The following is a 15,142-nucleotide window of genomic DNA, read 5'->3' on the forward strand; positions in this document are numbered from 1 at the left end:
GGTCAGGATCCGGCGTTCGTGCCGAGGACGCTCGGCGAGGCGGCGGCTTCGAGCGCGGCGATCAGCTCCGCCGCGCGGTGGTCGGCGGTGTGCTCGTCCAGCGTGCGCTCGCGCGCGCGCCGCGCGATGGCCGTCAGCTCCCCGTCGTCGCGCTCGAGGGCGCGCAGCGCGTCGTCCGCGCCGGTCGCCACGAGGATCTCCGTCCCAGGCGTGTAGAACGCCTCCAGGCCGTCCCACGCGTCCGTGAGGATGGGAACGCCGCACGCGGCGGCCTCGAAGAGGCGGCCCGACGGGCACCAGCCCATGCTGGCCATCGCGCGGCGCGTGACGTTCAGCGTGAGGCGGCTGGACGCGTAGAACGCGGGATGGTCGGCCGGCGGCAGGTGCTGCAGGTACCAGAGGTTCGGCGTCCACGGGAAGTCGGGTGGATACTGCGACCCGGCGAGCACGAAGCGACGCTGCGGGGACGCGCGCGCCGGCTGGAGGAGAAGCGCATCGACGTCGGTCTGCCGATCTGCGGCGTACGTACCGATGTACGACAGGTCGCAGCGCCAGTCGTCGCGCGGCGGCGCGGGGCGGTGCGCGTCCGGGTCGACGCTTCCATAGAGCGGCACGACGCGCCGCGCGCCGAGCCGCGCGCGCAGAGCCGCGAGCGCGCGCCCGCCCGTGTAGCTGAGCACGAGGTCGAAGTCGCCGAGGCCGTGCGCGGGCAGATACGCGACCGCCTCGCCGTCGTCGAGACGCGCGAGCGTGACCGGCGTGTCGAGGTCGTAGAACGCGCGCACGACGTGCGGCGTCTCGAGCACGAGCGCGCACGCGGCCGTCGCGTCCGCGCAGTACGACGTGACGATCGCGACATCCGCGCGGGCGAGCGCCGCGCGCGCCGCCGGACGTATGGATTCCCAATCATTGTAAAGCACGAGCTCCCCGCGCGGCAGCGCCCGCAGGTCGCGATGCGCGGCATAGTAGGGCACGTCGCGCTCGAAGAAGTCGGCGCGGTGGCCGGCGCGCGCGAGGGCGTGCAGCAGTGCACGCCAGAGCGTGGCATGCCCGTTTCCCCAGGACGAGCTCACGCTGAGGCCGAAGACGACGATCCGCATGCACGTGGCGCGTGCAAGCTTCGCGCACGGCGCGCGTGAATCGGCGACGTTCATCTACATACGCTCGAAAGCGCGTGCCATTGGATCGCAAGCACGTGCTTCCCATTACTGCGATCCCAAGGAATCGGCAACGTAAGTAGATGCATGGCGTCCGAATTGCACGCGTGCCGACGAACTCGTGCCCTCGATGCGCCGCAGTCGGACGGCGACGTCGCGATCGGCACCTTCGCACCCCGGCCGCGCGCCTGCATCGCCCACACGGCGCGGCAGCGCGGGGCCCGAACGGGAGGCACATGGGTCAGCACATCCTGATCACCGGCGGCGCCGGATTCATCGGCTCGCACCTGGCGGACGAGCTGCTGCGCGCCGGGCATCGCGTGCGCGCGCTCGACAGCCTGTTGCCGCAGGTGCACGGCGCCGCCGGCGAGGCCGGCCGCCGGCCCGAGTACCTGCACGCCGACGTGGAGCTGCAGGTGGGAGACGTCCGCGATCCGGCTGCGGTGCGACGTGCGCTCGACGGCGTCGACGCGGTCTTTCACCTCGCGGCAGCGGTCGGGGTCGGACAGAGCATGTACGAGATCGCCCAGTACACCGACGTCAACAACATGGGGACCGCGGTGCTGCTCGAGGCGATCGTGGCCCGCGGGCGCACGGCGCCGCTGCAGCGGCTCGTCGTCGCGTCCAGCATGTCGCTCTACGGCGAGGGACTCTACCGCGCGCCTGACGGCGCGCTCGTCACCGACGTGGAGCGGACCCGCGAGCAGCTCGTGGCCGGCGACTGGGAGCCGCGCGATGCGCAGGGCCGGCCGCTCGAGCCGCTCCCGACGCCGGAGACCAAGCCACCGTCGCTCGCGAGCGTCTACGCGCTGTCGAAGTACGACCAGGAGCGGATGTGCCTGATGGTGGGGCGCGCCTACGGCATCCCGACCGTGGCGCTGCGCTTCTTCAACGTGTTCGGGACGCGGCAGGCGCTGTCGAACCCGTACACCGGCGTGCTCGCGATCTTCGCGTCGCGCTACCTCAACGATCGCGCGCCCATGGTCTTCGAGGACGGCCTGCAGCAGCGCGACTTCGTGAGCGTCTACGACGTCGCGCGCGCGTGCCGGCTCGCGCTGGAGGCGCCGGACGCCGACGGGCAGGTCTTCAACGTCGGCAGCGGCCGGCGCTACTCCATCCGCGAGATCGCCGAGCGGATGGCGAGCGCGCTGGGCAAGGGGTACGTCGCGCCGGAGATCACCGGCCGCTACCGGGTCGGCGACATCCGCCACTGCGTCGCCGACGTCGCGCGCGCGCGCGACGTGCTGGGCTACGCGCCCGCCGTGCCGCTCGAGGACGGGCTCGTGGAGCTCGCCGAGTGGCTGGAGGGGCAGACGGCCGCCGACCGGGTTGCCGAGGCGAGCGCGGAGCTGGCCGCGCGGGGGCTGACCGTATGAGACGCGCGCGCGAACTGACGGACCGGACGGCGCAGGACCGGACGGTGGCGGACCTCTCGCGCGCCGTCGGCGACGGACCGGTGCTGATCACCGGCGGTGCGGGCTTCGTCGGCTGCAACGTCGCCGACCGGCTGCTGCGCGCCGGGCGCGAGGTCGTCGTGCTCGACAACCTGTCGCGCGCCGGCGTCGACCGGAACCTCGCATGGCTGCGCGCGACGCACGGCGACCGGGTGCGCGCGATAGTGGCCGACGTGCGCGACGGCGACGCCGTCGTGCGGGCGGCGCGCGACGCGGCGGCCGTGTTCCACTTCGCCGCGCAGGTGGCGGTCACGACCTCGCTCGTCGATCCGGTGGACGACTTCGAGGTCAACGCGCGCGGCACGCTCAACCTGCTGGAGGCGCTGCGCGAGCGGAGCGACCCGCCGCCGCTGCTCTTCACCAGCACCAACAAGGTCTACGGCGATCTCGCCGACGTGGCGATCGGGATCGACGGGCGCCGCTACGGGCCGGTCGACGCCGACGTCGCGGCGTACGGGGTGGGGGAGGCCCGCCGCCTCGACTTCCACAGCCCGTACGGCTGCAGCAAGGGCACCGCCGACCAGTACGTGCTCGACTACGCGCGCTCGTACGGCCTGCGCGCGGTCGTCTTCCGCATGAGCTGCATCTACGGCCCACACCAGTTCGGGACCGAGGACCAGGGGTGGGTCGCGCACTTCCTGATCCGCGCGATCGAGGGGCGGCCGATCGTGCTGTACGGCGACGGCATGCAGGTGCGCGACGTCCTGTACGTCGACGACCTGGTGGACGCGATGCTGCGCGCCGTCGGCCACGTGGACGAGCTGGCGGGGCGCGCCTTCAACATCGGCGGCGGGCCCGCGAACACGACGTCGCTCGTCGAGCTCGTGGAGCGCATCGCGGTGCTGCGCGGGGAGGCGCCGTCGGTGACCTTCGACGAGTGGCGCACGGGTGACCAGCGCTACTACGTCTCGGACGTGCGCGCCTTCGCGGCCGCGACGGGCTGGACGCCGCGCACGGGCGTGGCCGACGGGGTCGAGCGGCTGTACGCCTGGCTGGTGGAGTCGCGCGCCGGTGCGCCGGCGCTGCACGCGGGAGCGGCCGCGTGACCACGAGCCTCGAGCGTGCCGCGTGGGGCGTCCGGCGCGGCGACGCCGCGGGCGCGTCCGCGCGTGCTTGCGTGCTGACCGCGCCGGGAGTGGTGGAGCTGCGCGCGGTCGAGGCGCCCGCGCCCGGCCCGGGCCAGGTGCGCGTGGCGCTGGAGGGCAGCGGCGTGTGCGCGTCCAACCTGCCGCTGTGGGAGGGGCGCGAGTGGTTCACCTACCCCGCGGCCCCCGGCGCGCCCGGGCACGAGGGATGGGGCGTGATCGACGCGCTGGGCGACGGCGTGCGCGGGCTGCGCGTCGGGCAGCGGGTGGCCGCGCTGTCGTACGCCGCCTACGCCACGCACGACGTCGCCGCGGCCGACCACGTGGTGCCGCTGCCCGACGCGCTCACGGGCCGGCCGTTCCCCGGCGAGCCGCTGGGGTGCGCGTTCAACATCGCCCGGCGCGCCGGCATCGAGGCCGGGCAGGACGTCGCCATCGTCGGTGTCGGCTTCCTCGGCGCGCTGCTCTGCCGCCTGGCCGCCGACGCGGGCGCGCGCGTGATCGCCGTCTCGCGCCGGCCGTTCGCGCTCGACGTGGCGCGGCAGTTCGGCGCGCACGAGCTGGTGCCGATGGACGATCACTGGCGCGTGATCGAGCGTGTGAAGGCGCTGACCGCGGGCGCCATGTGCGCCCGCACGATCGAGTGCGTCGGGCTCCAGTGGCCGCTCGACCTGGCGGGCGAGCTCACGGCGGAGCGCGGGCGGCTGGTCGTGGCCGGCTTCCACCAGGACGGACCGCGGCAGGTCAACATGTTCCTCTGGAACTGGCGCGGGCTGGACGTGATCAACGCGCACGAGCGCGACCCGCGCGCGTACGTCGCGGGCATCCGCGAGGCGGTCGAGGCGGTGGCCGCGGGGCGGCTCGATCCCGATCCGCTCTACACGCACCGCCATCCGCTCGACGGGCTGGCCGCGGCGTTCGAGGCGACGCGCAGGCGCCCCGACGGGTTCCTCAAGGCGCTGGTGACCGCATGAGCGACGCGACGCTGCAGCTCGCGACGCCGAGCCTCGCGCCGCCGCGCGCGACGCCTCCGCGCCTGGGCTTCCTCGGCACCGGTTGGATCGGGCGTCATCGGATGCAGGCCATCGCGGCGGACGGCTGCGCGACCGTCGCCGCCATCGCCGACGCCTCGCCCGACGCGGCCGCGCAGGCGGCGGACGCCGTACCCGGTGCGTGCGTGGTCGGATCGCTGGACGCGCTGCTGGATCTCGAGCTGGACGGCCTCGTGATCGCGACGCCGAGCGCGTTGCACGCGCCGCAGGCCATCGCGGCGCTGGAGCGCGGATGCGCGGTGTTCTGCCAGAAGCCGCTCGCGCGCACCGCCGCCGAGTCGCGCCGCGTGGTGGATGCGGCGCGCGCCGCCGACCGGCTGCTGGGCGTCGACCTCTCGTACCGCCACACGGCCGGCGCGCGCGCGGTGCGCGACCTGGTGCGGGAGGGCGCGCTCGGCGCGGTGTACGCGGTGGACCTCGTGTTCCACAACGCGTACGGACCGGACAAGGCGTGGTTCCGCGATCCCGCGCTCGCCGGCGGCGGGTGCGTCATCGACCTCGGCATCCACCTCGTCGATCTCGCGCTGTGGACGCTCGGGTGGCCCGCGGTGCGTCGCGTCGACGGACGGCTGTACGCGCAGGGCCGCGCGCTCGCGGACCCCGCGCGTCAGGTCGAGGACCACGCGGTCGCGACGCTCGAGCTGGCGACCGGCGCCACCGTGCGCCTCGCCTGCTCCTGGCACCTGAGCGCCGGACAGGACGCGGTGATCGAGGCCGCGTTCTACGGCACCGAGGGCGGCGCCGCGCTTCGCAACGTGGACGGGTCGTTCTACGACTTCGTCGCGCAGCGCTTCCGCGGCACCGCGCGCGCGACGCTGGCCGAGCCGCCCGATGCGTGGGGCGGGCGCGCGGCCGTCGCGTGGGCGCGCGCGCTCGCCTCCGGCGCTCGGTTCGATCCCGACGTCGAGCGGATCGTCGAGGTCGCGGCCGCGCTCGACGGCATCTACGGCCGCGCGGAGGTGGGACCGTGACCGGCGCACGAGCGCGGGCGTCGCATGGGCGCGTGCTCATGACGGCCGACGCCGTCGGCGGCGTCTGGAGCTACGCACTGGAGCTGGCGCGCGCGCTGGCGCCGCACGGCGTGGAGGTGCACCTCGCGACGATGGGCCCGCGGCCGACCGCCGCGCAGCGCGCGGCCGCCGCGCACGTGCCCACGCTCACGCTGCACGAGAGCGAGTACCGCCTGGAGTGGATGGATGCGCCGTGGGACGACGTGGCGCGTGCGGGCGACTGGCTTCTGGAGCTGGAGCGCACGCTGCGGCCCGACGTCGTGCACCTGAACGGCTACGCGCACGGCGCGCTGCCGTGGCGCGCGCCCGCGCTCGTCGTCGCGCACTCGTGCGTGCGCTCGTGGTGGCGCGCGGTGCACGGCGTCGATGCGCCGCCCGCGTGGGACCGGTATCGCGAGGCGGTGCGCGTCGGGCTCGCGGGAGCCGCCGCAGTGGTCGCGCCGACGCGCGCGATGGCGGACGCGCTGCGGGAGCACTACGGGCCGGTGCCGCACGCGCGCGTCGTGCCGAATGGTCGCACGCCGCTCGCGGCGCCGGGCGAGAAGGAGCCGCTGGTGCTGACGGCCGGCCGGCTCTGGGACGCGGCGAAGAACGTGCGCGCGGCGGTCGAGGCGTCGGCGGGGCAGGCGTGGACGCTCGCGGTAGCCGGCGACGCGTCGCCGCCCGCCGGCGCGCGCGGCGGCGACGCATGCGGGACCGGGACGGACGCGACCAACGTGCGGTGGCTCGGCACGCTGCCGCCGCGGGAGCTCGGCGCGTGGATGGCGCGGGCCGCCGTGTACGCGCTGCCCGCGCGCTACGAGCCGTTCGGCCTCTCGGCGCTGGAGGCCGCGCAGGCCGGATGCGCGCTGGTGCTCGGCGACGTGCCGAGCCTGCGCGAGGTGTGGGGCGACGCGGCGACGTACGTGCCGCCGGACGACGTGTCCGCGCTGCGGGCCGCGATCGCGCGGCTGATGGCCGACGACGCCGGACGCGTGACGCTCGCGAGGCGCGCGCGGCGCCGCGCGGCGGACTACTCGCCGGCGCGCATGGCGGACGGCCACCTCGCGGCCTACGACGCCGCGGCGCGCGCCGGCGAGCGGGAGGTGGCCGCATGCGCGTGATCGTCTTCTGCCACTCGCTGGCCTCCGACTGGAACCACGGCAACGCCCACTTCCTGCGCGGCGTCGCGCGCGAGCTGCGGACGCGCGGGCACGAGGTCGCGAGCTGGGAGCCCGCCGACGCGTGGAGCGCCGCGAACCTGGTGGCCGAGCGCGGGCCGGAGGCGCTGGAGGGCTGGCTGCGCGCCTATCCGGCGCTGGCCGACGTGCGCCACGTGTACGCGGCCGGCGGGCCGGACGACGCCGCGCTCGACGCGGCGCTCGACGGCGCGGACCTCGTGCTGGTGCACGAGTGGAACGACCCCGCGCTGGTGGCGCGGCTGGGCGCGCGGCGTCGCGCGGGCGCGCCGTGGCGGCTGCTCTTCCACGACACGCACCATCGCTCGGTCACGGAGCGCACGGCGATGGACGCGTACGACCTGTCGGACTACGACGGGGTGCTCGCGTTCGGCGACGCGGTGCGCGAGGTGTACCTGCGCGAGGGCTGGGCGTCGCGTGCGTGGACCTGGCACGAGGCGGCCGACCACCGCGTCTTCCATCCGATTCCCGGTGCGCCGTGCGAGGGCGACCTCGTGTGGATCGGCAACTGGGGCGACGACGAGCGCAGCGAGGAGCTGCGCGAGTTCCTGATCGAGCCGGTGCGCGACCTCGGGCTGCGCGCGCGCATCCATGGCGTGCGGTATCCGGAGCACGCGCGCGCCGCCCTCGCCGATGCCGGCATCGCGTACGCGGGGTGGCTGCCGAACCACGAGGCCCCGCAGGCGTTCGCGCGCTTCCCCGCGACCGTGCACGTGCCCCGGCGCCCCTACGTGCGTGCGCTCCCGGGCGTGCCGACCATCCGCGTGTTCGAGGCGCTGGCGTGCGGGATCCCGCTCGTCTCGGCGCCGTGGGACGACGTCGAGGGGCTGTTCGCGCCGGGCGAGGACTTCCTCGTCGCGCGCGACGGCGCGGCGATGCGCCGGCACCTGCGGGCGCTGCTCGCCGACCACGACATGGCCGCGGCGCTCGCCGCGCGCGGCCGCGCCACCGTCCTCGCGCGGCACACCTGCGCGCACCGCGTGGACGAGCTGCTGGACGTCGCGCGCGCGCTCGGCGTGGAGACGGAGCCCGCGGCGCTCACCGCCACCCACTCGCCCGCATGAGAATCGCCTTCTTCGGCTCCAGCCTCGTCTCCGCCTACTGGAACGGCGCGGCCACGTACTACCGCGGCATCGTGCGCGCGCTGCACGCCCGCGGCCACCACGTGACCTTCTACGAGCCGGACGCGTACGAGCGGCAGCGGCACCGCGACATTCCCGATCCCGACTACGCGCGCGTGGTGGTCTACGCGGGCGAGGGGACCGACGGGGTGTCGCGCGCGCTCGAGGACGCGCGCGGCGCGGACCTCGTCGTGAAGGCGAGCGGCGTGGGCGTGTTCGATGAGCTGCTGGAGCGCGAGGTGCTGGCGCTGCGGCGGCCGGGGTCCCTGGTGGCGTTCTGGGACGTGGACGCGCCCGCGACGCTGGAGCGGGTGCGCGCCGACGAGGCCGATCCCTTCCGCGCGCTCGTCCCGCGCTACGACCTGGTGCTCACCTACGGCGGCGGCGATCCCGTGGTCGCGGCCTACCACGCGCTCGGCGCGCGCGCCTGCGTGCCCGTGTACAACGCGCTCGATCCCGCCACGCATCACCCGGTGCCGCGCGACGCGCGCTTCGCGTGCGACCTCGCCTTCCTCGCCAACCGGCTGCCCGACCGCGAGGCGCGCGTCGACGCGTTCTTCTTCCGCGCCGCCGCGGCGGCGGCGGACCGCCGCTTCCTGCTCGGCGGCAACGGCTGGCACGACCGGCCGATGCCCGCGAACGTGGCGTACGTGGGCCACGTCTACACCGGCGACCACAACGCGGTGAACTGCTCCGCGCTCGCGGTGCTCAACGTCCACCGCGACAGCATGGTGCGCAACGGCTGGTCGCCGGCGACGCGCCTGTTCGAGGCCGCGGGCGCCGGCGCCTGCCAGATCACGGACGCCTGGCAGGGCATCGACGAGTTCCTCGAGCCCGGGCGCGAGATCCTCGTGGCGGAGGACGGCGACGCCGTGGCGGCGCACCTCGACGCGCTCACGCCGGCGCGCGCGCGCGCCATCGGCGACGCGGCGCTCCGGCGCGTCCTCGCGTCGCACACGTACGCGCATCGCGCGGCCCAGGTGGAGGCGGTGCTGGAGGGCGCCGAGCGCGCCGACGTCGTGGAGGCGATCGCCCGATGACCGGCACCCCGCTCTCCATCGTCGTCCTCGGGCTCTCCATCACGTCGTCGTGGGGGAACGGCCACGCGACGACCTACCGCGGCCTCGTGCGCGGGCTGGCCGCGCGCGGGCACGCGGTCACCTTCCTCGAGCGCGACGTGCCGTGGTACGCGGACAACCGCGACCAGCCGGCGCCCGCGGGCTGCCGCACGATCCTCTACGCGTCGCTGGCGGAGCTGACGGCGTGCCATGCGGAGCGCGTGCGCGATGCGGACGTCGTGATCGTCGGCTCGTACGTGCCGGACGGCGTGGCGGTGGGCGAGTGGGTGACCGCCACGGCGCGCGGCGCGGTCGCGTTCTACGACATCGACACGCCGGTGACGCTGGCGAAGCTCGCGCGGGGCGAGCACGAGTACGTGACGCCGGCGCTGGTCGCCCGCTACGACCTGTACCTCTCCTTCACCGGCGGCCCGACGCTCGATCGGCTGGAGCGCGAGCTCGGCTCGCCGATGGCGCGGCCGCTCTACTGCTCCGTCGACCCGGCGCTCTACTACCCGGACGCGGCGCCGATGCGCTGGGACCTGGGCTACATGGGCACCTACAGCGACGACCGGCAGCCGACGCTGGAGCGCCTGCTCCTGGAGCCGGCGCGCCGCTGGGACGCCGGTCGCTTCGTGGTCGCCGGGCCTCAGTACCCCGAGTCGCTCGCGTGGCCCGGGAACGTGGAGCGGGTGATGCACCTCGCGCCGCGCGAGCACCGCGCGTTCTACAACGCGCAGCGCTTCACGCTGAACGTGACGCGCGCCGACATGGTGGCCGCCGGCTGGTCGCCGAGCGTGCGGCTGTTCGAGGCGGCGGCGTGCGGCACGCCCATCGTGAGCGACTGGTGGGAGGGGCTCGACGACGTGCTCCGCGTACGCGAGGAGATCCTCGTCGCGCACGATCCGGACGACGCGCTGCGCGCCGTGCGCGGCATGCCCGAGGACGAGCGGCTCGCGCTCGGCGCCGCCGCGCGGGCGCGCGTGCTCGCCTCCCACACCGCGGCGCACCGCGCCGCGGAGCTCGAGGGGTACGTGTCCGAGCTCCTCGCGGGCCATCTCGCCTGAGGCGCCATGACCAGCCTGCTCCAGCAGTTCGCGACCGCGCCGACCAAGGCGCGCGAGGGCGAGATCCTCGCCCTGGGCCCGTGGTTCCACAACCTGCACCTGCCCGACGGGGCGCAGACGGCGCCGGGCCACGCGCTCGGCGACTTCCCGGCGTTCAAGTGGCGCGAGCTCGCGCCCGCGCTCCCGCACGACCTGCGCGGCTGGACGGCGCTCGACATCGGGTGCAACGCGGGCTTCTACAGCTTCGAGCTGGCGAAGCGCGGCGCCGAGGTCACGGGCATCGACGTCGAGCCGCTCTTCCTGCGGCAGGCCGAGTGGGCCGCGCGCGAGTTCGGGCTCGCCGACCGCGTGCGCTTCCGGCAGGCGCAGGTCTACGACCTCGCGCACATCGGCGCGCAGTTCGACCTCGTGCTGTTCATGGGCGTGTTCTACCACCTCCGCTATCCGATGCTGGGCCTCGACATCGTGGCCGAGACGGTACGCCGGCTGCTGGTGTTCCAGACGCTCACGATGCCGGGCACCGAGGTGCATCCGGACACGGCGCGCTATCGCAGCGTGGACGACCGCGACGACTTCCTGGCGCCGGGCTGGCCGCGCATGGCTTTCCTCGAGCATCCGTTCGCGGGCGACGAGACGAACTGGTGGGCGCCCAACCACGCCGCCGTCGAGGCGATGCTCCGCAGCAGCGGCCTGCGCGTGACCGGGCGGCCGGCGCACGAGATGTATCTCTGCGAGCCCGACCCGGCGGCCGCCGTGTGGCCGCGCGGGCGTGGGCGCGCGGAGCTGCTGGCCGCCACGGGCTGCGCCTGGCGCGCCGGTGGGCCGCCCGAGGGCGGGGCGTGAGCGCCGGCGTCGAGCGAGTCGCCGCGCCCGCCGTCGACCCGGATGCGTGGGGGCGCGCGATGCGGGAGGGGGCGTGGGAGCAGGCGTGGCGCGTGTGCGACGACGTGCTGCGCGAGCGCGGCGCGACGCGCTGCTGGCACCTGCCGCGACACGAGCAGTGGGTGTGGGACGGCTCGCCGGTCGACGGCCGGCGCGTGCTCGTGCGCTGCTACCACGGGCTGGGCGACACGCTGCAGTTCGTGCGCTTCCTGCCCCAGGTCCGCGCCCGCGCGGCCGAGGTGACGCTGTGGGCGCAGCCGGCGCTCCTGCGGCTGCTCGCCACCGCGCCCGGCATCGACCGGCTGCTGCCGCTCCACGACGGCGCGCCCGAGGCGGCGTACGACGTCGACGTGGAGGTGATGGAGCTGGCCCACGTCGTCCGTGCCGCGCCCGGGACCGTCGGCGGCGCGGTGCCGTACCTGCACGTGCCGCCCGCGCCGCTGGCGCGCGGCGAGCGGCTCGCGGTCGGGCTCGTGTGGGAGAGCGGCGACTGGGCGCGCGAGCGCCGCTCGATCCCGGTCGAGCTGCTCGCGCCGCTGGCCGACGTCGCCGGCGTCGCGCTGCACGTGCTGCAGCGCGGTCCGGCGCGCGCGGCGTGCGCGCCCGACTTCGGCCTGGACGCCGGCTCGGACGACGTGTACGAGGCCGCGCGCACGATGCGGGCGCTCGACCTCGTCGTGACCATCGACAGCATGCCCGCGCACCTCGCCGGCGCGCTCGGCGTCCCGGTGTGGGTGCTGCTCCCGCACGACGCCGACTGGCGCTGGATGACGGGCCGCGACGACAGCCCCTGGTACCCGACGGCGCGCCTGTTCCGCCAGCACGCGCCCGGCGCGTGGGCGCCCGTCGTGGCGCGCGTGGCGGCGGCGCTCGCGCAGCTCGCGCGCGCGCCACGACCGATCCTGGATGCACCGCTCGATCCTCCCATCGTCCCATGATCGAAGCCGTCAAGCTCTGGAACGAGCCGAACAACCAGTCGCACTGGGACTTCCACATCGATCCGCGGTGGGAGGCGTTCAGCGACATGTCGGTGCGCGCCGCGCGGCGCATCAAGGCCGTCGCCCCTGACCTGCCGGTGGTGCTCGGCGGCATGTCGCCCATCGACGCCGGCTGGCTGCGCCTCGTGGAGGGCCACGGGCTGCTCGCGCACGTGGACGCTGTCGCGGTGCACGGCTTCCCGCTCGACTGGAACCACTGGAAGCTGGAGGAGTGGCCGGCGAAGATCGCGGAGATCGAGGCCGTGACCGCGAAGCCCGTGTGGGTCACCGAGGTCGGCGTGTCGACGTTCGGCGCCGACGAGGTGCAGACCTTCGGGCTGCGGCGCACCACGGAGCTGCTCGCGGACCGCGTGGACCGCGTCTACTGGTACTCGCTGCTCGATCTGCCCGCGACGTGGGAGGCGACCACGCGCCACCGCGAGAGCGAGGGGAGCGCGTACTACCGCCACTTCTACATGGGCCTCGTGCGCGACGACGGGACGCCGAAGCCCGCCGTCGAGCACTTCGATCCGCGCCTCGGCATCTGCCAGTGGTTCCACTTCGAGGACCACCGGCTGGACCTCGCGGTGGAGTGGCTGCGGCGCCTCGGCGTGCGGCGGCTGCGCACGGGGCTCTCGTGGGCGGACTGGCACCGCCCGAACGCGGCGGCGTGGTTCGACCGGCAGATGGCGGCGCTCGCGGAGTTCGACGTCACCGTCACGCTCTGCTTCACGCCGCCGTCGCGCGGGCTGCGGCCGCACCACACGAGCCCTCCGCAGGACGTCGAGGAGTTCGCGGCGTTCGCGGAGACGATGGTGCGGCGCTACGTGGCGCACGAGCCCACCCCCACGGCGGACGTGAGCGACGCGGCTGCGACGCCGCTCGTGGTCAGCCGCGACGTCGTCGAGGCGGCGCTCCCCTGAGCGACCATGCATCTCTATCTCGTGCGCCACGCGATGTGCGACCCGGTGGGGCGCTCGCTGTCCGGCCGCACGCCGCGCGTGTGCCTGAACGCCGAGGGGCGTGCGCAGGCCGCGGCGCTGGCGATGCGGCTGGCGGGTGCGCGGCTGACGGCGGTGCACAGCAGCCCGCTGGCGCGCGCGGTGGAGACGGCGGTGACCGTCGCGCGGCCGCACGGGATCACGCCGCGCGTCGAGCCCGGGCTCACCGAGCTGGCGTTCGGCCGGTGGACGGGCCGCGCGATCGACGGGCTGCACGACGAGCCCGGATGGACGCACTTCAACAGCTACCGCAGCGGGACGCGCGCGCCGGACGGCGAGCTCGCGCTGGAGGCGCAGGCGCGCGCGGTCGCCGTGGTGCTGCGGCTCGCCGCGGAGCAGCCCGACGCACGCGTGGCGCTCGTGAGCCATGCCGACGTGCTGAAGGCCGTGCTCGGGCACCTGCTCGGCGTGCCGCTGGACCTGCAGCACCGGCTGGAGCTCGCGCCCGCGTCCGTGAGCGAGGCGGAGCTGCAGCCGTGGGGGGCGCGCGTGCTCGCGGTCAACGTGTGCGCCTGACGACGCGAACGACCATCGTGCGCACCCGCGCGTGGTGTGCGAGACACAGCAGTCGCGGCACCGCACCGGCCGGATCGCCGGGACGTGCCGTGTCCCAACCGGAGACCCAACGCTCGTGCACATCACCGTGATCGGCACCGGGTACGTGGGCCTCGTCGTCGGCGCGTGTCTCGCGGAGACCGGCCATGACGTCGCCTGCGTGGACGTGGACGCGGCGAAGATCGCCGACCTGCAGCGCGACGTGCTGCCCATCTACGAGCCCGGGCTGGAGGAGCTCGTGCGCCGCAACCGCGCGCATGGCCGGCTCGCCTTCACGACCGACCTGCCGGCGGCGCTCACCGACGCGGAGGTCGTGTTCATCGGCGTCGGCACGCCACCCGGCTCGGACGGCTCGGCCGACCTCTCGCACGTGCTCGCGGTCGCCGAGGAGATCGGCCGGCACCTGCGGCGCGAGCTCGTCATCGTCATCAAGTCGACGGTCCCGGTAGGCACCGCGGCGCGCGTGGCGGAGGTCGTGGCGGAGCACGCGCGCTTCCCGTTCCACCTGTGCAGCAACCCGGAGTTCCTGAAGGAGGGCGCCGCCGTCGAGGACTTCCTCCGCCCCGACCGCGTGGTGCTGGGCGTGGAGAGCGACTACGCGCGCAGCGTCATGGCGGAGCTGTACGCGCCGTTCGTCCGCACGGGCAAGCCGATCCTGTTCATGGACATCGCGAGCGCGGAGCTGACCAAGTACGCAGCCAACGCGGTCCTCGCGACGCGCATCACGCTGATGAACGAGCTGGCCAACCTCTGCGAGCGCGTGGGCGCGAACGTGGACCACGTGCGGCGCGGTGTCGGTTCGGACGGCCGCATCGGACCGGCGTTCCTCTTTCCGGGCCCGGGCTACGGCGGCAGCTGCTTCCCGAAGGACGTGAAGGCGCTGGTGCGCACCGGGCTGGCGGTGGGCGCGCCGCTGCGCGTGCTGGCCGCGGTGGACGAGGCCAACGAGCGCCAGCAGCGCGTGCTGTTCGAGAAGGTGCGCGCCGCGCTCGCCGCGGCCGACGTGCCGCTCGAAGGCGCGACGGTGGCGGTGTGGGGGCTCGCCTTCAAGCCGCAGACGGACGACCTGCGCGAGAGCCCCGCGCTGGCGCTCGGCGACGCGCTGCTGGCGGCCGGCGCGCGCGTCGTGGCGCACGATCCCGTCGCGATGTCCGCGGCGAAGCGGCGCTACGCGGACCGGGAGCTGGGCGACCGGCTCCGCTTCGCGCCGACCAGCTACGACGCCGCGGAGGGCGCCGACGTGCTGGTGGTGGCCACCGACTGGAACGAGTACCGCCACCCGAACCTCGCGCGCATCCGCGCGGCCCTCGCGCGGCCCATCGTCGTCGACGGGCGCAACCTGTGGGACCCGGCGAAGCTCGCGGCGCTCGGCTTCGCGTACTACTCCATCGGCCGCGTGACGGCCCGCGCGCCCGAGCTGGCGATCGCGCTGCCGCGTCCGGTCGCGGCGGCCGACGCACCACCGACGGTGCCGTCGGTCGCGGTGCCGACCGCGCGCCGCCGCGCGGGCCGTACTCCGAAGTCTCCCTCGCTGGAGGCCTGACC

The 15,142-nt window shown here is 75.1% G+C and carries 14 protein-coding genes; 13 read left to right on the forward strand and 1 reads right to left on the reverse strand.

The window, feature by feature from the left end:
* Positions 1-2: 2 nt before the first annotated feature.
* Positions 3-1,100, reverse strand: coding sequence for a CgeB family protein (locus rosag_RS04025; protein ID WP_284348747.1), 1,098 nt, complete (start codon positions 1,098-1,100; stop codon positions 3-5).
* Between the two features lie 293 nt (positions 1,101-1,393).
* On the opposite strand from rosag_RS04025, the gene rosag_RS04030 reads away from it, so the two are divergent.
* The 13 genes from rosag_RS04030 (at position 1,394) to rosag_RS04090 (ending at position 15,140) form a co-directional block, all read left to right on the forward strand.
* Positions 1,394-2,533 (forward strand): NAD-dependent epimerase/dehydratase family protein, encoded by a 1,140-nt coding sequence (locus rosag_RS04030; RefSeq protein WP_284348748.1) that lies wholly within the window; start codon positions 1,394-1,396, stop codon positions 2,531-2,533.
* Positions 2,534-2,577: 44 nt separating this feature from the next.
* Entirely contained in the window at positions 2,578-3,657 is a 1,080-nt protein-coding gene (locus rosag_RS04035) for an NAD-dependent epimerase/dehydratase family protein (protein WP_284348749.1), read from the forward strand.
* Positions 3,654-4,670 (forward strand): MDR/zinc-dependent alcohol dehydrogenase-like family protein, encoded by a 1,017-nt coding sequence (locus rosag_RS04040; RefSeq protein WP_284348750.1) that lies wholly within the window; start codon positions 3,654-3,656, stop codon positions 4,668-4,670. Before rosag_RS04035 ends, rosag_RS04040 begins: the two co-directional genes overlap by 4 nt.
* Positions 4,667-5,719 (forward strand): Gfo/Idh/MocA family protein, encoded by a 1,053-nt coding sequence (locus rosag_RS04045; RefSeq protein ID WP_284348751.1) that lies wholly within the window; start codon positions 4,667-4,669, stop codon positions 5,717-5,719. The genes rosag_RS04040 and rosag_RS04045 overlap by 4 nt, the downstream gene beginning before the upstream one ends.
* 38 nt (positions 5,720-5,757) lie before the next feature.
* Entirely contained in the window at positions 5,758-6,861 is a 1,104-nt protein-coding gene (locus rosag_RS04050; protein WP_425607474.1) for a glycosyltransferase family 4 protein, read from the forward strand.
* Positions 6,852-8,000 carry a CgeB family protein gene (locus rosag_RS04055; protein ID WP_284348753.1) on the forward strand — a complete coding sequence of 383 codons (1,149 nt, stop codon included), beginning with the start codon at positions 6,852-6,854 and terminating at the stop codon, positions 7,998-8,000. Before rosag_RS04050 ends, rosag_RS04055 begins: the two co-directional genes overlap by 10 nt.
* Entirely contained in the window at positions 7,997-9,097 is a 1,101-nt protein-coding gene (locus rosag_RS04060; protein ID WP_284348754.1) for a CgeB family protein, read from the forward strand. Before rosag_RS04055 ends, rosag_RS04060 begins: the two co-directional genes overlap by 4 nt.
* Complete coding sequence (locus rosag_RS04065; protein WP_284348755.1) at positions 9,094-10,182, forward strand: CgeB family protein; 1,089 nt, start codon at positions 9,094-9,096, stop codon at positions 10,180-10,182. Before rosag_RS04060 ends, rosag_RS04065 begins: the two co-directional genes overlap by 4 nt.
* A gap of 6 nt (positions 10,183-10,188) precedes the next feature.
* Positions 10,189-11,025 carry a TIGR04290 family methyltransferase gene (locus tag rosag_RS04070; protein ID WP_284348756.1) on the forward strand — a complete coding sequence of 279 codons (837 nt, stop codon included), beginning with the start codon at positions 10,189-10,191 and terminating at the stop codon, positions 11,023-11,025.
* Positions 11,022-12,002, forward strand: coding sequence for a glycosyltransferase family 9 protein (locus tag rosag_RS04075; protein ID WP_284348757.1), 981 nt, complete (start codon positions 11,022-11,024; stop codon positions 12,000-12,002). Before rosag_RS04070 ends, rosag_RS04075 begins: the two co-directional genes overlap by 4 nt.
* Positions 11,999-12,964, forward strand: a complete 966-nt coding sequence (locus rosag_RS04080) for a glycosyl hydrolase (protein ID WP_284348758.1) — start codon at positions 11,999-12,001, stop codon at positions 12,962-12,964. The genes rosag_RS04075 and rosag_RS04080 overlap by 4 nt, the downstream gene beginning before the upstream one ends.
* Positions 12,965-12,970: 6 nt before the next feature.
* Positions 12,971-13,558 carry a histidine phosphatase family protein gene (locus rosag_RS04085; RefSeq protein ID WP_284348760.1) on the forward strand — a complete coding sequence of 196 codons (588 nt, stop codon included), beginning with the start codon at positions 12,971-12,973 and terminating at the stop codon, positions 13,556-13,558.
* A 115-nt stretch (positions 13,559-13,673) separates the two neighbouring features.
* Positions 13,674-15,140 (forward strand): UDP-glucose dehydrogenase family protein, encoded by a 1,467-nt coding sequence (locus tag rosag_RS04090; protein WP_284348761.1) that lies wholly within the window; start codon positions 13,674-13,676, stop codon positions 15,138-15,140.
* Positions 15,141-15,142 lie beyond the last annotated feature (2 nt).

The organism is Roseisolibacter agri, assembly GCF_030159095.1.
Classification (GTDB): domain Bacteria; phylum Gemmatimonadota; class Gemmatimonadetes; order Gemmatimonadales; family Gemmatimonadaceae; genus Roseisolibacter; species Roseisolibacter agri.